General features: G+C 54.4%; 20 protein-coding genes and 1 pseudogene. 13 read left to right on the top strand and 8 right to left on the bottom strand.

Going from position 1 to position 20,953, the window contains the following annotated elements:
* The first annotated feature begins 68 nt into the window (after positions 1–68).
* The 6 genes from csiR (at position 69) to gabT (ending at position 6,727) form a co-directional block, all read left to right on the top strand.
* Complete coding sequence (csiR, locus tag SR894_RS02980; protein WP_133730802.1) at positions 69–788, top strand: DNA-binding transcriptional regulator CsiR; 720 nt, start codon at positions 69–71, stop codon at positions 786–788.
* 136 nt (positions 789–924) lie between these two features.
* Entirely contained in the window at positions 925–2,103 is a 1,179-nt protein-coding gene (locus tag SR894_RS02975) for an acyl-CoA dehydrogenase (protein ID WP_035576748.1), read from the top strand.
* Positions 2,104–2,145: 42 nt separating this feature from the next.
* The gene (locus SR894_RS02970) at positions 2,146–3,360 is read left to right on the top strand and encodes a CaiB/BaiF CoA transferase family protein (RefSeq protein ID WP_133730803.1); all 1,215 of its coding nucleotides are present in this window, start codon (positions 2,146–2,148) and stop codon (positions 3,358–3,360) included.
* Between the two features lie 261 nt (positions 3,361–3,621).
* Positions 3,622–4,452, top strand: coding sequence for an EAL domain-containing protein (locus SR894_RS02965; RefSeq protein ID WP_133730804.1), 831 nt, complete (start codon positions 3,622–3,624; stop codon positions 4,450–4,452).
* Complete coding sequence (locus SR894_RS02960; RefSeq protein ID WP_133730805.1) at positions 4,439–5,365, top strand: sensor domain-containing diguanylate cyclase; 927 nt, start codon at positions 4,439–4,441, stop codon at positions 5,363–5,365. The genes SR894_RS02965 and SR894_RS02960 overlap by 14 nt, the downstream gene beginning before the upstream one ends.
* Positions 5,366–5,449: 84 nt before the next feature.
* On the top strand, positions 5,450–6,727 hold the full coding sequence (gabT, locus tag SR894_RS02955; protein WP_133730806.1) for a 4-aminobutyrate--2-oxoglutarate transaminase: 1,278 nt from the start codon (positions 5,450–5,452) through the stop codon (positions 6,725–6,727).
* A gap of 66 nt (positions 6,728–6,793) precedes the next feature.
* Here the strand turns inward: gabT and SR894_RS02950 are convergent, their stop codons facing one another.
* The 5 genes from SR894_RS02950 to SR894_RS02930 all read right to left on the bottom strand — a co-directional run bounded on the left by SR894_RS02950 (position 6,794) and on the right by SR894_RS02930 (position 11,486).
* The gene (locus tag SR894_RS02950; protein ID WP_133730807.1) at positions 6,794–7,042 is read right to left on the bottom strand and encodes a YkoF family thiamine/hydroxymethylpyrimidine-binding protein; all 249 of its coding nucleotides are present in this window, start codon (positions 7,040–7,042) and stop codon (positions 6,794–6,796) included.
* A 9-nt stretch (positions 7,043–7,051) separates the two neighbouring features.
* Positions 7,052–7,879, bottom strand: coding sequence for an alpha/beta fold hydrolase (locus SR894_RS02945; protein WP_133730808.1), 828 nt, complete (start codon positions 7,877–7,879; stop codon positions 7,052–7,054).
* A 130-nt stretch (positions 7,880–8,009) separates the two neighbouring features.
* The gene (gene dinB / locus SR894_RS02940) at positions 8,010–9,056 is read right to left on the bottom strand and encodes a DNA polymerase IV (RefSeq protein ID WP_223287908.1); all 1,047 of its coding nucleotides are present in this window, start codon (positions 9,054–9,056) and stop codon (positions 8,010–8,012) included.
* Between the two features lie 52 nt (positions 9,057–9,108).
* Positions 9,109–10,572 (bottom strand): protein adenylyltransferase SelO, encoded by a 1,464-nt coding sequence (locus tag SR894_RS02935; protein WP_223287909.1) that lies wholly within the window; start codon positions 10,570–10,572, stop codon positions 9,109–9,111.
* A 56-nt stretch (positions 10,573–10,628) separates the two neighbouring features.
* Positions 10,629–11,486, bottom strand: coding sequence for an NAD-dependent protein deacetylase (locus tag SR894_RS02930; RefSeq protein WP_133730811.1), 858 nt, complete (start codon positions 11,484–11,486; stop codon positions 10,629–10,631).
* A gap of 106 nt (positions 11,487–11,592) precedes the next feature.
* Here SR894_RS02930 and SR894_RS02925 point away from each other — a divergent pair, with 106 nt between their 5' ends.
* From SR894_RS02925 to SR894_RS02905, 5 genes are all read left to right on the top strand, one after another.
* Positions 11,593–12,765, top strand: coding sequence for a UbiH/UbiF/VisC/COQ6 family ubiquinone biosynthesis hydroxylase (locus SR894_RS02925; RefSeq protein WP_133730812.1), 1,173 nt, complete (start codon positions 11,593–11,595; stop codon positions 12,763–12,765).
* Positions 12,766–13,425: 660 nt separating this feature from the next.
* A complete protein-coding gene (locus tag SR894_RS02920; RefSeq protein ID WP_246638025.1) occupies positions 13,426–15,303 on the top strand; it encodes a methyl-accepting chemotaxis protein in 1,878 nt (625 codons plus the stop codon).
* 135 nt (positions 15,304–15,438) lie between these two features.
* Complete coding sequence (locus SR894_RS02915) at positions 15,439–16,623, top strand: E22 family MetX-like putative esterase (protein WP_223287911.1); 1,185 nt, start codon at positions 15,439–15,441, stop codon at positions 16,621–16,623.
* A 135-nt stretch (positions 16,624–16,758) separates the two neighbouring features.
* A complete protein-coding gene (locus tag SR894_RS02910) occupies positions 16,759–17,004 on the top strand; it encodes a type II toxin-antitoxin system CcdA family antitoxin (RefSeq protein ID WP_223287912.1) in 246 nt (81 codons plus the stop codon).
* Positions 17,001–17,321, top strand: coding sequence for a CcdB family protein (locus SR894_RS02905; protein ID WP_223287913.1), 321 nt, complete (start codon positions 17,001–17,003; stop codon positions 17,319–17,321). The genes SR894_RS02910 and SR894_RS02905 overlap by 4 nt, the downstream gene beginning before the upstream one ends.
* Before the next feature lie 80 nt (positions 17,322–17,401).
* Here the strand turns inward: SR894_RS02905 and SR894_RS02900 are convergent, their stop codons facing one another.
* Positions 17,402–18,055, bottom strand: coding sequence for a DsbA family oxidoreductase (locus tag SR894_RS02900; RefSeq protein WP_223287914.1), 654 nt, complete (start codon positions 18,053–18,055; stop codon positions 17,402–17,404).
* A 598-nt stretch (positions 18,056–18,653) separates the two neighbouring features.
* Here SR894_RS02900 and SR894_RS02895 point away from each other — a divergent pair.
* The gene (locus SR894_RS02895) at positions 18,654–19,175 is read left to right on the top strand and encodes an NADPH-dependent FMN reductase (protein WP_133730819.1); all 522 of its coding nucleotides are present in this window, start codon (positions 18,654–18,656) and stop codon (positions 19,173–19,175) included.
* 548 nt (positions 19,176–19,723) lie between these two features.
* Complete coding sequence (locus SR894_RS02890) at positions 19,724–20,140, top strand: putative periplasmic lipoprotein (RefSeq protein WP_223287915.1); 417 nt, start codon at positions 19,724–19,726, stop codon at positions 20,138–20,140.
* Between the two features lie 33 nt (positions 20,141–20,173).
* On the opposite strand, the pseudogene SR894_RS02885 reads toward SR894_RS02890, so the two are convergent.
* Together SR894_RS02885 and SR894_RS02880 are read right to left on the bottom strand one after the other, a co-directional pair.
* A pseudogene (locus SR894_RS02885) lies at positions 20,174–20,251 on the bottom strand (DsbA family oxidoreductase); the annotation flags it as partial.
* A gap of 29 nt (positions 20,252–20,280) precedes the next feature.
* Complete coding sequence (locus tag SR894_RS02880) at positions 20,281–20,847, bottom strand: hypothetical protein (protein WP_223287916.1); 567 nt, start codon at positions 20,845–20,847, stop codon at positions 20,281–20,283.
* Positions 20,848–20,953: the final 106 nt, after the last annotated feature.

Raw genomic sequence — 20,953 nt, 5'->3', positions numbered from 1 at the left:
ATTAAAAATGGCCGTTAATTTCGCCCACCCCATCGTTATTGTTGATTCAGGATAGGAGCCACACTGCTATGGAGCCCGGTTTTAAAGAAGAAGGTAGTCGGGAAAAAGACGCGCCGCGGCAAAACCTGGCCATTAGTGCTTACCGCCAACTCAAGCACGACATTATTCGTGGTCGCTATGCGCCAGAGCAGAAACTGCTGATGAGCCGCCTCAAAGAGCAGTACGGCGCCAGCACCGGGCCGCTACGGGAAGCGCTGTCACAGTTAGTTTCTGACCGCCTTGTGGTCGCTATCAGTCAGCGCGGCTACCGGGTAGCTCCCATGTCGCTGGCCGAACTCAACGATATTTACGACGCACGGGCTCAGCTTGAAGGGCTGATCCTGAGATTGGCCATTGAGCGCGGCGACGACGACTGGGAGGCCACCGTACTGGCCACCGCGCATCGGCTGGCCAAGGTCACCGACATCAACACCCCCGATGACCTGCTGGATATCTGGGATCAGCGCCACAAAGCGTTCCACACCGCCATTGCCAGCGGCTGCAACTCCCCTCACCTGCTACAAATGCGCAATACTCTGTTTGATCAGGTAGAGCGCTATCGCCACCTGTGGCTGCAGGAAACCGTGATGTCATCCCAGGCGCTGGAGCTTAAGCGCCAGGAGCACGCCGAATTGGTCGAGGTCATTCTGGCTCGCGATACCGCCGAAGCCGACACCCTGATGCGCGATCACCTGATGACCCCCGTACCGATAATTACCCGCGTCCTTCAAGAGCGCGGCATCAGTTGAGCTTTTCGCTTCGGCTCTTCGCCCCAGACCAAAGTTCTACGTTTTAAAAAAATGTAGATATTTTAAAAAAACGGCGATACATTGACTGCAAGCTATTTTGCATCTATTCCTGCCCACTATCCGAGGAATCTACGCCATGACGCATTTCAACTGGGACGACCCACTACTTCTGGAACAACAGCTCACCGATGAAGAGCGCCAGATTCGTGATGCGGCCTACGACTACTGCCAGGAAAACCTTCAGCCCCGCGTACTGACCGCCTTCCGTGAAGAGCGGTTCGATCGCGAAATCATGACCGAGATGGGCGAGCTTGGTCTGCTGGGTGCTACCGTTTCCCCCGAGTACGGCGGCGCTGGCGTTAACCACGTGGCCTACGGTTTGATTGCCCGCGAAGTAGAGCGCGTAGACTCCGGCTACCGTTCGGCCATGAGCGTGCAGTCCTCGCTGGTGATGTACCCCATCGAGACCTACGGCTCGGAAGAGCAGAAGCAAAAATTCCTACCCAAGCTTGCCAGCGGTGAAATGGTCGGCTGCTTTGGCCTGACCGAACCTGACCACGGCTCTGATCCCGGCAATATGATCACGCGCGCGGAAAAAGTCGATGGCGGCTACCGCCTAACCGGCGCCAAAATGTGGATCACCAACAGCCCGATTGCCGATATCGCGGTGGTATGGGCGAAATCAGCAGCCCACGACAATCAGATTAAAGGCTTTATTGTCGAGCGCGGCACCGAAGGTTTCACCACGCCCAAAATCGAAGGAAAAGTCTCGCTGCGCGCCTCGATTACCGGTGAGATCGTGCTGGACAACGCCTTCGTTCCCGAAGAGAACCTGCTGCCTAACGTCAGCGGCTTGAAAGGCCCGTTCGGCTGCTTAAACAAAGCGCGCTATGGCATCGCCTGGGGCGTGATGGGCACGGCCGAGTTCTGCTGGCACGCGGCGCGCCAATACACCCTCGACCGCAAGCAGTTTGGCCGCCCACTGGCCGCCAACCAGCTGATCCAGAAAAAGCTCGCCGATATGCAGACCGAGATCACTCTGGGCTTGCAGGCAGCCCTGCAAGTAGGTCGCCTGATGGATAGCGGCAACTGGGCACCGGAAATGGTCTCGCTGATCAAACGCAACAACTGCGGCAAAGCGCTGGATATCGCTCGCCAGTCCCGCGATATGCACGGCGGTAACGGCGTCTCCGACGAATACGGCGTCATTCGCCATATGGTCAACCTGGAATCGGTAAATACCTACGAAGGCACCCACGATGTGCATGCTCTGATTCTTGGCCGCGCGCAGACGGGTATTCAGTCGTTCTTTTAATCACCGCACCTTGATCACTTGTCACTTATTAACGGAGCCTCTATGAACGAGCTAACCAAACCACTGGCCGGTATAAAAGTACTCGATATTTCCCGCGTACTGGCCGGGCCGTGGTGCGGACAAATGCTCGCGGATATGGGGGCAGATGTGATTAAGGTAGAGCGTCCCGGTAGCGGCGATGACACCCGCCACTGGGGCCCTCCTTGGCTGGCGGGCAGCGAAGAGTCGGCGTACTACCTGTGCGCTAACCGGGGTAAACGCTCGGTGACCGTCGATATGGCCAAACCCGAAGGCCAGGCAGTGATCAAGCAGCTCGTGGCTAACTCCGACGTGTTGATAGAAAACTTCAAGGTCGGCGGCCTGAAACGCTACGGTCTGGATTACGCCAGTTTGAAAGCGCTGAACCCACGACTGATCTACTGCTCCATCACCGGTTTTGGCCAGGAGAGCCCTTACGCTCACCGCGCCGGTTATGACTTTATGATCCAAGCCATGGGCGGGATCATGAGCCTAACTGGCAAGCCCGACAGTGAACCCGGCGGTGGCCCGGTAAAAAGCGGCGTTGCCTTTACCGATATTTTCACGGGGCTCTATGCCGCTAATGCAATTTTAGCGGCGCTTTATCAGCGCCGTGATAGCGGCGAGGGCTGCCATATCGATATGGCACTAATGGATGTCCAGGTAGGCGTGCTCGCCAATCAGGCACTGAACTACCTCACCTCCGGCAATGTGCCCCAACGGCTGGGTAATGCCCACCCCAACATCGTGCCTTATCAGGCGTTTGCCACCCAGGATGGCCATATGATCACGGCTGTCGGCAACGACGAGCAGTTCAAGCGTTTTTGCGCGGTGCTTTCGCTACCGGCTTTGGCGGAAGATCCGCGCTTTGCCACCAATGGGGCTAGGGTAAATAACCGCGCGTTACTCGTGCCGCAGTTGGAAGCGGCGTTGGCCCAGCGCAGCACTGATGAATGGCTAGCCGCTTTTGAAGCCGTAGGCGTGCCCTGCGGGCCGATCAATACGCTGGATCGGGTGTTTGACGACCCCCATGTGAAAGCCCGCGGACTTAAGCAAACCCTGCCCCACGACCAAGCGGGTCAGGTGGATCTGGTTGCTAACCCGATTCGTTTTAACGGTGTCCAAATGAGCGCCACTACGGCGCCGCCCCACCTAGGTCAGCATACTGAAAGCGTGCTTGAAGAGCTCGGCATTAGCTTGGAGCAGCGCACTGCGATGCGCGCAGCTGGCATCATTTAATGACCCAAAGGTCAATGCATCCCCTCTTAGGCGCCTCACCCGGCGCTTTTTTTTAAGCCACAGATACCGGCCAACATGGCAAACCAAGAGGCGAGCAATTGGCTAGTGCTTCGCGATCAAAAGCTGTACAATTCCTATACAAAACATATATCAAGAGCTAAGCTAAATAGCGTTGAATGCTTCAGTGTAGGCTGTAGGCATTATGTTATCTAATGTTAAGGCATTAATAGCCTCATCCAACACCCATCCACAGGAGCAGCTATGAGCCAGTGCGCACGCGTTAATGGCAGTTGCAAACGCTGTGAAGGCGACTTGCCCTTTGAGTTCACCATGGCCTTTCAGCCAATCGTGGATCTATCGCTGGCCCAAATCGTCACCTATGAAGCACTGGTTCGTGGTTTGCGCGGAGAATCCGCCTGGAGCGTTATTTCACAGGTGACTGATGACCTCCTCTACCGTTTTGATCAGGCCTGCCGGGTAAAAGCGATCGAAATGGCCAGCGCACTGGATATGCAAACCGATCTCTCGATCAATTTCTTACCCAACGCCGTTTATGAGCCGAAAGCTTGTATCCAGGCGACGTTAGAAGTTTCCAAGCGCGTGGGCTGGCCAACCCATCGGCTAATTTTTGAAATCACCGAAACCGAACGCGTCCGCGACCGGCAGCACCTATGCAATATCATTGATGCCTACCGCTCCATGGGCTTTAAAACGGCGCTAGATGATTTTGGCAACGGGTACGCCAATTTAGACTTATTGACCGATCTAACGCCGGATAAGCTCAAGATTGACCGCGAACTGGTCATGAATTGCGATAGCGATTTTCGCCGCCAGGCGCTGTTAAACGCGATCATCCTGCTCGCTCAAGAGCTTGATATGACCCTCATCGCCGAAGGTGTGGAGACCCGCGCTGAAGCTTTATGGCTGGCCCGCGCGGGGATTGTTCGTCAACAGGGTTTCTATTTCGCGAAACCCGCAATTAATTCTCTTGGCACCGATATTACCCCTCTGTTGATGGGGTTAAAAAGAGAGCTAACGGAGTTAAAAAGTGACGTAGAGACCAGCACAGGAGCGGTGAATGAAAGAGATTAGCCCTGATCAACTCTACCAGTTGTTTAACCGTTCAAAGCGTAATACCGAAAATGTTATCAAAGCAGCGCCGATTGGGATCTGTATTACGACCCCCTCTGGCCACTTTGAAATGGTCAATCCAGCGTACTGCGAGTTTTATGGCTACCAGCCAGAAGAGCTTTTAGGTCAGCACTTTACTCAAGTAGTACCTGAAGAGAGCCGGGCGGTTTTATCAGCCCTGCATGAAGAGTTTATGCAGGGCAACGAGAACCAGGAACTGCGCCAAGAGTGGGATGTTGTCATTAAAAACGGCGAGAGGCGCACCGTTATTACCGAAGCCGCACGCATTGAAGCTGACGATGGAGAGCCGCGTAAAGTCACTTTTATTATCGACATTACCCAGCGCAAGCGGCTAGAGGAGCGGCTAAAGCAGGCTAATGAACGTCTGGATCACTTGGCCCACCACGATGAGCTAACCGAACTACTCAATCGCCGTGCTGGCTTGCAGCGCATGGATGAAGAGATTAAGCGCTTTAAGCGTTATGGCACGCCCTTAAGTATCGCCATGTATGACCTTGACGACTTTAAAGCCTTCAACGATACCTACGGGCACAGCGCAGGCGACAGCGTTCTGCAACAGATCACAACCTTGATCAGCGAGATACTGCGCGACACAGATTCGCATATCCGCCTAGGCGGCGAAGAGTTTCTCATCATTATGCCAGGCGTAACCGCAGAAGAAGCCTATCAGGGCATGGAGCGTGTGCGTAAAAGCATTGCGCAAAAGTCATTTACCGAACATCAATTAACGGTAACGCTCTCATCGGGGATTGCCAGCTACGCTGAAGGCTCGGGCTCAAGACTCCTCGAACGTGCCGACAAAGCCATGTACCAAGCTAAACAGGCGGGACGTAATCGTGTTGTCATTGCCTAGTCATCAATGTAATCAAAGCTATTAAGCACTATGCTTATAAGTACTATGCTGAAAGAACATTCATCTTCAATTAGGAAGTAAGCCATGAGCAGCAATGCCGAACTGAACGAGCTAAAACATAAATACGTCGCTGCAGGCGCCGCTAGCCCCGCAACGGCGTTTGCTGACCACGCTGAAAATGCTGAAATCTGGGACGCGGACGGCAATCGCTTTATCGACTTCGCGGGCGGCATTGGCGTACTCAACGTAGGTCACCGCCACCCTAAAGTAGTCGCAGCGGTAAAAGCCCAGCTCGATAAGCTGATGCATACCTGCCAAACGGTCATGCCTTATGAAGGCTACGTGAAGGTCGCGGAAAAGCTCAGCCACATCGTACCGGTGCGTGGTCATGCTAAAGTCATGCTGGCCAACTCCGGTGCGGAAGCGCTGGAAAACGCGGTCAAGATCGCCCGCGCCGCCACCGGCCGCTCCAACGTTATCTGTTTCGATGGCGGCTACCATGGCCGTACCTTCTTCACCATGGCAATGAACGGCAAGGTGGCGCCTTACCAGAGCGACTTCGGCCCGATGCCGGGCACCGTGTTCCGTGCACCCTACCCGGTGCCTTACCACGGCGTTAGCGAGGACGAGGCCATTCGTGGTCTGAAGATGACGCTGAAAACCGATGCCAACCCGAAAGATACCGCGGCCATCGTGCTCGAGCCGGTGCTTGGTGAAGGCGGTTTCTACCCGGCCTCTACTAGCTTCCTGACCAAAGTTCGCGAAATCTGCGATGAGCACGGCATGCTGATGATCATCGATGAAGTACAGTCGGGCTTTGGCCGTACTGGCAAAATGTTTGCCATCGAGCATAGCGGCGTTGAGCCGGACATTATGACCATGGCCAAGAGTATGGCCGACGGCATGCCGATCTCCGCCATCGTGGGTACTGACAAGGTGATGGACGCTTCAGGCCCTAACTCCTTGGGCGGTACCTACACCGGCAGCCCCACCGCCTGTGCGGCCGCGTTGGCAGTCATGGAAGTGTTTGAAGAAGAGAACATTCTGGAGAAGAGCCAGGCCCTGGGCGACAAGCTGGCCAAGCGCTTCAATGTGTGGGCAGACAAGTTTGATTGCATCGACCATGTGCGCAACATGGGTGCCATGGCTGCATTTGAGCTAGTGTCGAACAAAGCCGACCACACACCTAACCCGGAACTGGCTGCCGCGCTGTGCAAGAAAGCCCGTGAAGAGGGCTTGATCCTGCTCTCCTGCGGCATGTACGGCAACACCATCCGCTTCCTGATGCCCGTCACCATTCAAGATGATGTGCTCAATGAAGGCCTAGATATTATTGAGTCCTGCCTGGATTCACTGGTGTAACGCCAAGCTAACTGACGTTAGTGCATACGTGAATACGACGCCGCCCAATTTGGGCGGCGTTTTGGTTTAACGAGGCCGACGATCGCCTTCCAAAAAGTTAGCCGTAAAGACCGCTTTGCCATGGGTCTCAAACGACCACTTCATCACCTCGCTTAACGCTGCCATTACTTCGTCGAACTCGCCAAATACCTGGGTGCTCATGCGATTCGGGTGTACTTCCAATCCCGTCGCTTCCAGGCGTTTTACCACCTCTTTGACCACCGGCTTGAAGTCATCGGCCAGTGGGTAGTAGCTAAGCTGTACGGAAAGATACATAACGCCTCCTCACGCTGTGTTTGAGGGCCTGCTGGTTACGGATAATCTTTGCCAGGCAGCCACAATAGCGGCACGGGTCTCGTCCGGATGCTCCATCGGGAACATATGCGTACCGGGAACCTCGCTCACCGTTAACCCCTTGCGCTTCAAGCGCTTTATCCGTGAAGCGGTCAGTAAGTGGGACTCTTTGCCCGCCACCAGCTCTAACGGCACGCCCAGCCGTTGGGGCAGGCGCGAAAGGTGATCCGGCAAATGGCGGAAAATTTCCACCTCAATACTCGGGTCAAAGGTCAGTTCAGCACTGCCGTCATCCAGTAAGCGCGTCCCTGCTTCAATGTAGTCGTTGAGCGCCTCCGGGGTAAAGCGACGAAACAGCCCCCGGCGACCCAGCGAGCTTGCCATCGCTTCGCGACTCGGCCACACGGTGCGCCGACCCAGGGTTTTACCTGCAGGGGTAACCCGATCCACAAAGCCAAACCGCTTGGCGGCTTTCATTGCCCAGGCGTCCGTTCCCAGCATCAAGGGCGGGTCGAGCATGATCACCCCGCAGAAGCGCTCAGGCTGTTTATCCGCGGCCATGGCCATCAAGGTGCCACCCAACGAGTGCCCCACGCCCAGCAGCGGCGTATCGCTCTCAGGTAGGTAGCTCAGCAGCTCATCCACCAGATTGCCCCAGTTGTGGTTTACGGGGTAGTCAGGGTGGTGACCCAGGCGATCCAGAGGGTGCAGATCAAAGGTCTCTGCCAGGGGATTCAACAGGCTGCGATAGCTTAACCCTGGAAAACCATTGGCGTGAGCAAACACTAAACGGGGACGTTGGGCAGCATTAGCAGACATGGCAAGGCTCGCGCGTTAAAAAGGCAGGAAGACGGCTAATGTGAAATATGATTATTTACGCCGCCTATCATACATCTGTTTTAACGCGCTACTGAATGAGCGTCAATGAGCATAAGGGTTAACAGGCTAATTAAAACAGCGACAGTTGATGCTCCTGGCTGTTGTCCGCCAGCCGATACCCTACGCCAAGCAGGCGTACGGGACGCTCGCCCCTGGCCCAACCGACGTTAAGCAGAGTTTCAAACTGTTCAAGGTTGGGCGCGGGGTCGGCATGCTCGACGGTGGTTTGGGTAAAGTCGCTAAACTTCACTTTGACGATTAGCCCGCGCACCGCCAGTGGTGGGTCAAGCCGTGCGTAGCGGCGCTCTAAATCTTCGATCAGCGCGGGGAGTTCACGGCGGCAGGCGTCGAGGTCGGGTAAATCCTGAGCGTAGGTCTGTTCGGTACTGACCGATTTGCGCTCACGGTGGGTTTTTACCGGGCGCTCGTCCCGCCCCCAACTTAGCTCGTGTAGCCGCCGTCCAAAACGGCCGAAATGCTCAACCAGGTCGGTCAGCGTGCGGGTACGCAGGTCGGCGCAGGTGTGGATATCCAGCCCTGCCAACTTTTCGGCCGTGCGCGGCCCTACCCCATGGATTTTCTTGACCGGCAGCTGTTGTACGAAGCTATCGACCTTATCCGGCGTAATTACGCAAAGGCCGTCGGGTTTGTTCCAGTCGCTGGCGATTTTGGCCAGAAACTTATTGGGCGCTACGCCCGCTGAAACAGTAATCCCCACTTCGCGGCTGACCCGTTCGCGGATCGCTTCGGCCATTAGCGTCGCGCTGCCGTGATGCAGGGTGGTCTCCGAGACATCCAGAAAGGCTTCATCCAAGGAGAGCGGTTCAATCAGTTCAGTTACATCGCGATAAATGGCGAAGACCTGGCGGGCGACCTCTTTGTATTTGGCCATCTCACCGCGAATCACGGTGAGATGGGGGCAGCGTTTGAGTGCCTGGGCCATTGGCATCGCTGAATGGATGCCAAACTCGCGGGCAGGATAGTTGCAGGTAGCGACCACCCCACGCTGCTCGACGCTGCCGCCAATGGCAATTGGGATATCCCGCAGCGCGGAGTTATCGCGCATTTCCACTGCTGCATAAAAGCAGTCACAGTCGCAGTGAATGATTTTGCGCACCGGCTACCCTTCTAACTGTAAAAAATCACAGTTTATCACAGGGATTAGCTTTTTATGTTCCGCAGAAGGTTCTTAGCACCTGCTCATTTTCCGTCGCAGGCGCTGCCAAACGACGCGCTTCAACCGACTCATCAAACGGCTTGGTCACCACCGCGAGAAGGGTATGGAAAGGCACAAAATCACCGTCGTAAGCGGCATCAATGACCTCTTGTACCCGGTGGTTACGGGGAATAATCACCGGGTTAGCGTGGCGCATCGCGGCTAATCGCTCGCTGTCTTGATTAGCTGCCTGCTCGACCTGCCACGTATCTAGCCACGCGGTTAGCTCATTGGGCTGGGTCGTTAGCGCCAGCAGGGCCTCGCGGTGTTTATCACTCATTGAGTTAGCGTATTGGGTGAGCGCATCAAAGGTAGCCGTCATATCCATTCGCCCCTGGTGCATTTGGCTTTCTAGCCCTTCCATAAGCGGCACTGCCTGATCACTTTCTGGCGTGAGGCCCAACTTATCGGCGTGCAAACGGCGCTGTTCAGCATCAAACAGTGGCTCAAAGCGGCGAATAATCTCGGTGGCCTGCTCTACCAACGCTTCGCCTTCTTCACGCATCAGCGGCAGTAGCGTTTCGGCAAAGCGGGCAAGATTCCACTGGGCAATGGCGGGCTGGTTGTCAAATGCGTAGCGGCGACCTTGATCGATGGAGCTAAACACCTTCTGCGGATTAAATTGCTCCATAAAGGCACAGGGACCGTAATCGATAGTCTCCCCGGCGATGCTGCAGTTATCGGTGTTCATCACCCCGTGGATAAACCCAACGCTCATCCAGCGTGCAATCAGCACCGCTTGGCGGGCAACGACTGCTTCCAGCAGTGCTAAATAAGGATCTTCGGCGTTGGCGGCAACTGGGTAGTGGCGTTCAATGACATGATCCGCCAACGCTTTTAACAATGCTTCATCTCGCCGTGAGGCGGCGAATTGGAAGGTTCCTACGCGGATATGGCTGCTGGCCACGCGGGTAAACACCGCGCCGGGCTCAGCCATCTGCCGTATCACCCGCTCGCCGCTGGTCACCGCTGCCAGAGCGCGGGTGGTGGGAATGCCCATGGCGGCCATAAACTCGCTAACCAAATATTCACGCAACACCGGCCCTAACGGCGAACGGCCATCGCCACCACGGGAAAATGGCGTGCGGCCGCTGCCTTTTAGCTGCACATCTCGGCGCACGCCGTTCTGGTCGATCACTTCACCCAGCAGCAGCGCACGGCCATCGCCCAGTTGCGGCACAAAGTTGCCAAACTGGTGGCCTGCATAGCCTAACGCCCCCGGCTTGGCTTCTGGCATGAGCTGGTTGCCGCTAAACCACTGGGCCAGCGTTTCGGAGTCAGGTATCTCTTTGGCGCCTAGCTCATGAGCCAGCGGGGCATTAAACGCGATCAGCTCAGGGCTGGATACAGGCGTTGCCTGGGTGGCAACCCACAGGGGTTCGGGTAAGGTGGAATAGAGATGTTCAAATGACAGCACGTTAGGCTCCGCTGTTGATGGCGATATCTACCTAATACCCTAGCACTTTAGTCAAGTTAACGCCGTTGCAAACAGCGAACAGCCTTCTCGAGCACCGGCGTCAACGGCGCCCGCCACTGGTGGGTCAATAGCGCATCTGCCCGGGTGACGCCGAGGGAGAGCGATGCTAGCGGCATGCCCCGCTCATGGGCGGCGCGGCAGAAACGGTAGCCGGAAAACACCATTAACGAGGTGCCCACTGCCAGTACCGCATTCGACTCGGCCAGCGCCACCTGCGCTGCCAGCCGCCGTTCGGCGGGCACCACATCGCCGTAAAACACTACGTCAGGCTTCAGGATGCCGCTGCAGCGCGGACAATCGAAAATATGAAAGGTGCTGAAGTCGGTTTCCAGGTCAGCGTCGCCATCCGGGGCGTGCCCTGCCTGCAAACCAGCAAATGTTGGGTTCATGCGCGCCATTTCGGCATGCATGGCGTGGCGCATCATTTGATAGTCGCACACCATGCACTTCACCATGTCCGCCCGACCATGCAGGTCGATCACTCGGCGGGAACCGGCGCGTTGATGCAAACGGTCAACGTTTTGGGTCACCAATTGCTGGATGTAGCCCTGGGATTCCAGCGCGGCGAGCGCACGGTGCGCGCCGCTGGCTTGGGCTTCGCGCATGGCGCTGAAACCGATCAGTGCGCGGGCCCAGTAACGCTGGCGAACGTGATGAGAGCTCATGAAGTCGCCATGCTGCACCGGGGGTGGCCGCTTCCACTGGCCATCCGCATCGCGATAGTCCGGAATACCGCTATCGGTACTCACACCGGCACCGGTAATCACCCACAGTTTTGGGTGCCGCTGAATAAAATCAGCCAGTTCCTCGCCCGCCTGGGCAACGCTTTCTGCAATTTCCACGGCCTGCGTCAATCGTTCACCTCTAGGCAATGTGGCTCGAACTCAACGATACTGTATAGCAACAGCGGGCCATGCAACGCGCCCTTCAACGGTTATTGTGCACCCAGGAGATACTCTTATGCAGCACGATCATGACATTATTATTGTCGGTGGCGGCATGGTGGGCGCCGCCCTGGCCGCGCGGGTGGGTCATGCGGGCTTCTCTGTCGGGCTGGTAGAGAAAGGTGCCGAGCCAAGCGAGCCCTGCGGCGACTATGATCTGCGTATCTCGTCGCTAAACGCCCGTTCGCTCGCTTTTGTAAAGGCCAGCGGCACAGCACTCCCCGAAGAGCGTAGTTGCCCTTTCCGGCATATCGATGTCGCCAACCAGGACGGCACCGGCCACGCGCTGTTCTCCGCCGCCGATAGCGGTATGGATGACTTCGGCATTTTTATTGAAAACCGCGCTCTGCAGTACGCCCTTTGGCAGCGCTTGGCGCAGTTGCCCAGCGTCACTTGTTACACCCACTGTGCGCCACTGAGCACTATTGCGGCAACGTCTGCCCGCCAGCTTGAACTGGATAACGGTCAGACACTGAGCGCGCCCATGGTGGTTGGGGCTGACGGCGCCCGCTCGACCCTGCGCGAGCTGGCCCAGATTTCAGTGGAGAGCTACGATTACCACCAGCGCGCCATGATCATTAACGTGGAAACAGAGCTGCCCCAGCAGGATGTCAGTTGGCAAGTGTTCACGCCGACCGGCCCGATTGCCATGCTGCCGCTACCCGGCCACCGCGCATCACTGGTGTGGTACGACCACGAAGACGCCACCCGTGCCCGCGAGGCGATGGATAACGCGACGCTAAAAACCGCTATTGAGGGCGCCTTCCCCCGCCGCCTGGGGAATATCACCCGGGTAGTCGCGCGCGCCAGCTTCCCGATTAAGCGCCAGCACGCCAAGCGCTATATCGGTAAACGTTTAGCGCTAATAGGTGACGCGGCTCACGTGGTACACCCGCTGGCAGGTCAGGGACTAAATATTGGCCTGCACGACGCCGACACTCTTGCCGAGATTGTCATTCAGGGTCGCGACCCCGGCGATTACCTCAACCTGCTCCGCTTTGAGTGCCAGCGCCGGGCGGCTAACCAGGCGATGATCGCCGCCACCGATAGTTTTCACCACCTATTTACCGGCGCCAAACCGCTGCGCCAGTTAGGCGATTTAAGCCTGCAGCTCGCCGAGCGTTTCCCGTTCGCCAAACGCATGATGATGCAACAAGCCAACGGGTTGAATCCGTTTAAAATGCGCTAATGGCGGGCAGTATGCGTTTATTCAGCTAAGGGCCAAACGGTTAAGCCCTGCCCTTAGCTGACTATTAGGGCATCAGCTTTTCGCTCTGAACCGAGCAGTAAGGGTTGCAGAAAGATATAGAGGCGCTTGTAGCCTTCACGATGCCCTCTGCCCCACAAAACGCTTCGCCATAATCCAGCTTGGCGGTTTTAACAACTCTACAACAAGGCTTAAGCCATCCAACCTATCCCCGTCCGCACTAGCGCAATGCGGCTACAAAACAGCCATCTTTCAACTCTATTAACCAATTCCTCTTCATAAGGATAAAAATGAGTTTCATTATTCTTTTAACTATTAGCGAATTCTAAAACCTATAACAAGAAACGTTAAAGACAACAGCAGTATTCACTGTGCAAGCTTACTCGTGAGTAGCACCAATCTTATAAACCTTATACATGTCAGCCTAATGGAAGTTTTTTTACTTTAACTCTTTAGCACCAAGCCTGGGTGCCGATAGTAGAAAAGGAGCCTTGGGTGCTCCCCCACCATGCGGTTTACAGGGCTCTTCCCGCAAGCTTCATGACTCCCCTTCCTATATGAGAAAAGATAATGCTGCAGGCACTCCACCGTGTTTCATTAGGGCGTAAATTTATATTAGTTCTAGCCTTACCATTGATAGCCATGACATGGTTAGCCGTGGCAGGTATTTTGGAACGAAAAGAACTTGTCTCTGAAATGAGCCACCTTCAGGAAATGACCGTGCTAAGCCAATATGCCGGTGAATTGGTTCATGAGCTTCAGCGTGAGCGAGGAATGTCAGCGGCATTTCTAGGTAGCAATGGGAATAATTTCCGTGCGGAACTCCCCGACCAGCGCCGAGAAACTGACAAGCGACTCAACGAGTTCAACACCTATACGGCTAGCCTAGTCTTTACTGACGCTGATGCCGAAGTTCAAGCCCAGGTGAACCAGGCCAACAGCCTTTTAAAAGAGTTAACCACCCACCGCCAGCGCGTTGATAGCCAGGATATAGTAGGTGAGCAATCTAATGGCTACTACACAAGCATTAATAACTTCTTAATTAGTATTGTTAGCCAATTAACATTCAGCGTCGAACAAGGCGAAGTTATCAGACAGCTCAATGCTTACTACAACTTATTGAACATTAAAGAGCTGGCTGGCATAGAGCGCGCCATGTTAACCACCGCGTTCAGTACTGATGCCATGTCTAGCGATATGCACTCCAACCTTCTCTCTTTAACGGGCCGTTCTAGCGTGTATATCAGCAGTTTTAACAGTTTTGCGAATGAGAGTATTCAAAACGAGCTGGCTGGGGTATTGGCAAGCGATCTTGCCCAAAACCTGTTAGAGATGCGTGGTATCGCCATTGAACAAGGGACGGCGGGCAATTTTAACGTTGACCACCAACAATGGTTTGAACAGCAGACCGCACTCATTGACCGAATCGCAGTGGTTGGACAGAAGGCAGCCGAGGTTTTGCTTGAGACGGCTCAAAACTTGCGTGATAAAGCGGTAAGTGAACTGACGTATTACTTGGTTTTGTCTTTGGCAGCCGCGATTTTAGCCATTGTGCTATCGGTGCTGATTGTCCGTAGTATCGCGCGGCCCTTACAAATAGCACTTAAAAATGTCCAAACACGCGGTGGCGACCTCACTCAGCGCCTAGCCGTGCCTGGTAGCGATGAACTGTCTCAGCTTTATCAAGCCTTCAATGAATCGACGAGTAAAACAGAAGAGTTAGTGGCTGGCATCAAACAGGGCGCTCAATCCGTTGAGCTAGCCAGTAAAGAGATTGCGAATGGCAATGCAGATCTCGCGCAACGCACAGAGGAGCAGTCCGCTTCGCTGGTTGAAACGGCGTCCAGCATGGAACAGATTACGGCGACCGTAAAACAGAGTGCAGATACCGCCCAGGAAGCACGTCGCTCCACACAAGACATGGCTAATCAGGCCAATGATGCGAACGTGATAGCCGAACAGGCCCGCGTGGCAATGGAGCAGATCGAAAGAGCCAACGAAAAAGTCACGGCGATCGTTGAAGCTATCGACAACATTGCCTTCCAGACTAACCTGCTCGCCTTGAACGCCTCCGTCGAAGCTGCGCGTGCGGGAGAGCAAGGTCGAGGGTTCGCTGTTGTGGCCTCCGAAGTACGCAATCTAGCCAGCCGCAGTGCAGAAGAAGCCAAGCAAATCCGTAAGCTCATCGAAAACAATGTGGCAAGCATCAAGGAAGGCGGCAACCTTGTAACGTCCACCAGTGAAACGCTAAAAACTATTGCAGAACGCGCGCAGCACACCGCCGCGCTGGTGTCAGAAATATCGTCTGCCACTAACGAACAGTCACACGGTATTGAACAAATCAACCAGGCGTTGACCCAGTTGGAAGAAGTAATCCAGCAAAACGCGGCGCTGGTCGAGCAAGTGGCCACCGCGAGCCGTTCGCTCGACGATCAGGCAGGCGATATGGCCGACATGGTGGGCCGCTTCAAGGTTAGCGAAGGGGATAATTCAATGGCGTTGGCCCATCACGCCTACTAGCACCATAAACCCTCCTTAAGCAGCCCCCCCCTCGGTGGGCTGTTTTGATATAAAAAGCGCTAAACCTGACTATGCTGAGTAAGCGCCGCCCCTGGCGGCCAATAACAATGACAATTTCTCAGTAAAGGACGTCTCATGCGAAGTACACAGCGACACTCTTGCGTAATCACGGGCCTTGGTCTGCTGATGGCCTTCCCCCTTTGGGCTTGGGATGGCGTCGTCGAGAAACAGACCTTCGAAATGGATAGTTTCACTACCCAGGGCGGCGAGACGATTCCCAACGTCACGGTGGGTTGGGAAGCTTACGGCGAACTCAACGACGCCCGCGATAACGTCATTCTAATCACCCACTTCTTCTCAGGCACCAGCCATGCGGCAGGCCGCTATGAGATAGATGGGCAGCCGACCGGCTACTGGGATGCCATCATTGGCCCCGGCAAGCCACTCGATACCGATGAGTACTACATCATCTCCTCGGATACGCTGGTTAACCTGAATGCCAATGACCCCAACGTCACCACCACCGGGCCCGCCTCCATCAACCCTGACACCGGCGAGCCCTGGGGGATGGATTTCCCGGTCGTCACCATCCGCGACTTTGTCGAGATACAGCGCGAGCTGTTAGAGAGCCAAGAGATTGAATCACTGCATGCGGTGATGGGTGCCTCAATGGGCGCGCTACAGGCCATCGAGTGGGCCAGCGCCTACCCTGATCGCGTAGAGCGGCTAATCTCAGTGATTGGCGGCGGCGTTGCCGACCCTTGGCTGCTGGCCACATTGAGCGCCTGGGCAGCGCCGATTAGATTGGATGCCAACTGGAACGAGGGTAATTACTACGACGGCGAACCGCCTACCGAGGGCCTAAAAGAAGCGCTGAAACTGGTGACACTCAACGCCAACCACTGGCAATGGGCCAACGAAACCTTCAACCGCGACTGGGCCGATGAAGAACGCAACCCGGCTGAGGATATCAACGCCCGCTACGCCATCGAGCAAACGCTGGATGACATTGCTGCTGCCCGGGCTGCCACTTCTGACGCCAACCACCTGCTCTACCTGGTGCGCGCCAACCAAACTTTTATGGCGGGCCATGGCGAATCGTTAGAGGAAGGGCTTGCCGCCATCGAAGCACCAACGCTAATGCTGTATAGCGAAAACGACCTCGTCTTCGCCCCCCAAGGCGTGCGCCGCACTGCCGAGCTGATTGAAGCAGACGGCACCGACGTGACGCTTGAAACCCTGGAAGGCAATCGCGGCCACTTGGATGGCGTTGTTTCCATCGAGCAAGCGAGCGATACGCTGCGGGCGTTTTTGCGCTAACTGAGTGAGCGCTGGCTTTTTGGTTAAAGCCAGCGCCCAAGTGCAGCTGACAATATTTATGGTGTTAACCGCTTGAGTGCGCACTACCGTGCGCATATCCTATTTCTATGCTTATGACAGGCACAGGGGGCTGCAATGGCCGCGCTATTTAACACCGCAGCACCGAAAAAGGCCGAAAATTTTTCAGTTAGCAGCGACTTGCTTCAAAAATCTCGCGCGTTGAACATTAACCTCTCGGCCACACTAGAACGCGCATTGAGAGAAGAGTTGGCAAAATGCGAGGCTTCCCAGTGGGTTGAAGACAACCGAGCTGCAATCACAAGCTACAACGAACTTGTCGAGCAGCATGGCTGCTTCGGTGACGAGTTTCGGGAGTTTTGACGGCTCAGTTCGATGTTTACCCTAACCCCAGCAAGACCAGCAGGGCGCACTCCCCCTACCTGGTGGATATCCAAAGTAGCCTCCTCACGGATCTGGCAACACGCAATGTGATCCCACTGGGTAATCGGGCGGCTTTTAGTGGCAACGCCATGCAAGGCCTCACGCCGGAAATAACGTTCAACGGTCAGGAGCTGTTGTTACTGACACCGCAGGTCTCATCCGTACCAGAGAAACACCTCAAAACCCCCGTCGGTACCCTTTCACATTTTAGGGGCCCGATTGTAGGTGCGCTTAATCTCGCCGTTACTGGGATTTAAGGTTCAAAATTATTGCGTCCATGCTCGCTTAGCAGCGACAACGATAGCTATCCTCATCTCAGGCCAGAGCCGCTAAAACATTATCGGCTAGCGTTCTCTTCGGCTACCTGGCGAAGCGCATCGACAAGCACGTCAGCTGGCTGGGCACCAGGAATCAGGTAACGTCCATCCAGAATGAATCCCGGCACGGCGCTTACACCCGCTTCCATGAAATGCTGCTCTGCCGCGCGTACTTCGTCTGCGTACTGATCAGACCGGGCGATGGCCTCGGCAACACCACCGTCAAGCCCGACCTCAATGGCCTTCTCCCGCAGAACTTCTGGGTCTGAAGGGTTTTTCGCCTCACCGAAGTAGGCATCGAAAAGTGCTAACTGCAGGGGCGTCTCTAGATTTTGCGTTGCGGCCCACGCCAGCACGCGGTGGGCAGCGAAGGTATTGTTCGCCCGACGCTCCTGGGCGCCACGAAAATTTAAGCCAAGCTCTTCGGCCACCGCCATAATCTCACGCTGGGACTGCGCCATGCTGGCAGCATCCTTACCGTACTTGCGGCACAAGTGCTCTAAAATCGGCTCGCCCTCGGGCGGCATATCCGGGTTGAGTTCAAAGGGCTGCCAGAAGAGCTCAACGTCGATCTCGCCCTCAAGGATTTCTAGCGCTTGCTCCAAGCGCCGATAGCCGATCGCGCACCACGGGCAGGCGACATCGGATACTAGATCAATTCTTACCTTCTGCATGATGGATCTCCTCCTTGGGTTCGGTCATCAGCGCACAAACTGCGCTAAGCCTTGGATTTTATCAAGCAACACCTAAACGCAATCCGCCCAGTCGGTTGTGCACTTTTTCCAACCCATTGACGGCGTTGGAAAGCAAAAGCCTCTTACTCACGGCTTAGCAGCTTACTGGTTCCAACGCTGGGGGTTGAACTGATAACGAGGAATAAAGTGCGTCAGCACCAGGTGGGCAGCTCTGTCGATTCGGAAAACGCGGCGATCAAGAGAAAGGCAACCACACCCGATGCAGTCTGTCATCATATCTCTCAGTTCAATTAACTGCGTTATCTTCCTGTTTAGCTCGCCTCGCCACCTAGAGCCCAATTTGTCCCAATCAACAAGAGTGATACGGGTATGATTCGGAAGCTCTTCAAGCTCAAATAAAATGCCTATCAGTTTATTTTTCACCCCCCTCTTGACCTCAACCTAAGTTGAGGTTTCAGAATAGCCCTACGTCAAAGCCAACTCAAGCTTATCGCTTCAGATAATATTTTTATTAAACACGTGTAACTAAAACCAAACCACACCACACCCTTGGAAAAATCAACCCAGAGGATTTAAAATGAAAGTACTTGCCTTCGGCGCTAGCAACAGCAAAAGCTCCATTAACAAAAAGCTGGCTTCTTATGCAGCACAACAAATCAGCGATGCAGATATTTCGTTAATCGATCTTAACGACTTTGAAATGCCAATATTTAGCGAAGAGAGAGAAAAGGAGTCTGGCATCCCTGCATTGGCGCACGCTTTTTACAACGCTATCGGTGAGGCAGATGTCATTGTCATGTCATTCGCGGAACACAACGGATCCTATTCGTCAGCCTATAAAAATCTATTTGACTGGACATCACGAATAGATATGAAAGTATTTCAAAATAAACCCGTTCTTATGCTATCTACCTCCCCTGGCCAAAGTGGGGCACAAAGTGTTTTAGCTTCCGCTCAAGCGTCAGCACCCTATTTTTCAGCAACCGTTATAGGCGCGCTTACCTTACCAAGCTTTTTCGACAATTTTGATTTAGAGCAGGGTGTTGTCACTAACCAGCAGTTTAACCGGGATTTACTTGGAATATTAAGTAACATTTAAATTTGTCTATTTTGGGAAAAACCGTTTACAGTTTGGCACTCTCAAGCGCTATAGAAACTTATAGCGCCTGCCATCACCAGCGGCAAAACCGCTGCGACTCGAAGGATATGACACCTGGAGAATGACCTGGCTATGTGCTATTTCAGGCCGCAACAAGCTTCTTCACGTTGAGCGCTTCGCGATATGGGTCAGCACCACAACCAAGCTCTAGGACTGGCCCGCAGTGAGCTCGATCAGTGATAAGAGGTAACCAGCGTTGAAGCCAGTGGTCTGAAGACATGGGAAATCCTGAAGATATCTAACTAACAGTGATTTCATAAATTAATTTAACTCTACCCCATTGATTCCCTCACGAGCAAAAATAAATTCAGCAGTGTTTGAAGCAATCACCGGGCGTACCCCTGTTCATAATCAGCAAGCCGGTGTGTAACTTTTTAAAATACCTCAGCAGCACATAGCCCATCGACATATACCCAAATACGTTCAAACTGATGAGAGTAAATTTCGTCCTACACTGAGCAACACCCAGTAATGATAAGGAGCCAGCTATGAAAAAAGCATTATTAGCGCTAATCGCTACGATGCTGATAAGCGGGTGTAGCAACAGCAACACCTCCGCATCAAACGCGCCCGCTTCAGATACTACAACCGAGCAAAACCAGCCCCACCAAGTGACCGATCAATGGGTCGGCCGACGGACTGGCGTAGAAGGGTTATTCCTGGAAATCAGCAAGGACGATTCTGCAGGCCCGGGCCATTATCTCCTTCACATGCGCTACGGCCTGGATGCCGATCAAATCGACACCTTCGAAGGACAGGCCTCCGCCGAGAGCATTCGCTTCAACCGCGAGGGCGGCCAACAGCTGCTTCGAGCGGGCGACGGCGAAGCCACCGGCATGAAGTGGCTATTGGAAAAGGAAGACTGCCTGGTAGTCGCAACAGGTGAAGGCTATTGCCGCGACTGACCTGCGCGGCAAGCACTCAAGGGGTGGTGGATGTTAGCGGCTAGCGTTTTCCTCGGCCACCTGACGAAGCACATCGACCAACACATCGGCGGGCTGGGCGCCCGAAATCAGTTAACGTCCAGCATGGTACGTGTATAAAGTTAAAGACCTAACCCTAACTCGCGGAGCATGTCCGAATACTCCGCACTATGGTCTCCTTCGAAATTGGACATACCGGGTTTGGTGAGACACCCCTTTGGCGAAATATAGCTTCGTATGGATTTTTCAGGTTTCTGATGCCAGCCGATGTTGAAGGCACAGAGCTTGGGAAAGAAATACATCGACGCATAACCTGGCACGGCATCATGCACCCACCAAGCAAGTGCTTGCCAGTTCCCAGTCCGCTCAAAGTACGGCACGTACTTATTAACGACGATACACGCCATTGCCCCAATGTGACCGTTCTTGTCAGGAAAATCCCATATGTGATGAGCATAGTTGTGCTCGTTGCTGCCGCAGTTATATTGGTTCTTATTTTCTGCTCCTTTGGCATTAACGGCACTTGATCGATAAGCGGAGCGAATACTGATACGGCCAAAGTGCTGCTGGATAGGTTCGAGAACCTCTTCGCAAAGAAACCTACCAGCTTCAATCGCAAGATATGGATTGTCGGGAATATTGGGTATCCCTTCAATCTGGGAGATTTCGGAGTATAAGAAATCTCGCATAAAAAAAGACTCCGAAAGACGAACGCGTCCTAGACTTTCGAGTGTCTTAACCGACTGCGGTGATCTCACACATACCTCACTAGCCAAAGTGTTGCCGTGATTCTAT

The organism is Vreelandella neptunia (genome assembly GCF_034479615.1).
Lineage (GTDB): Bacteria > Pseudomonadota > Gammaproteobacteria > Pseudomonadales > Halomonadaceae > Vreelandella > Vreelandella neptunia.
The sequence above is the reverse complement of the archived record's forward strand: the minus strand, read 5'-3'. Positions and strand labels throughout refer to the sequence as shown.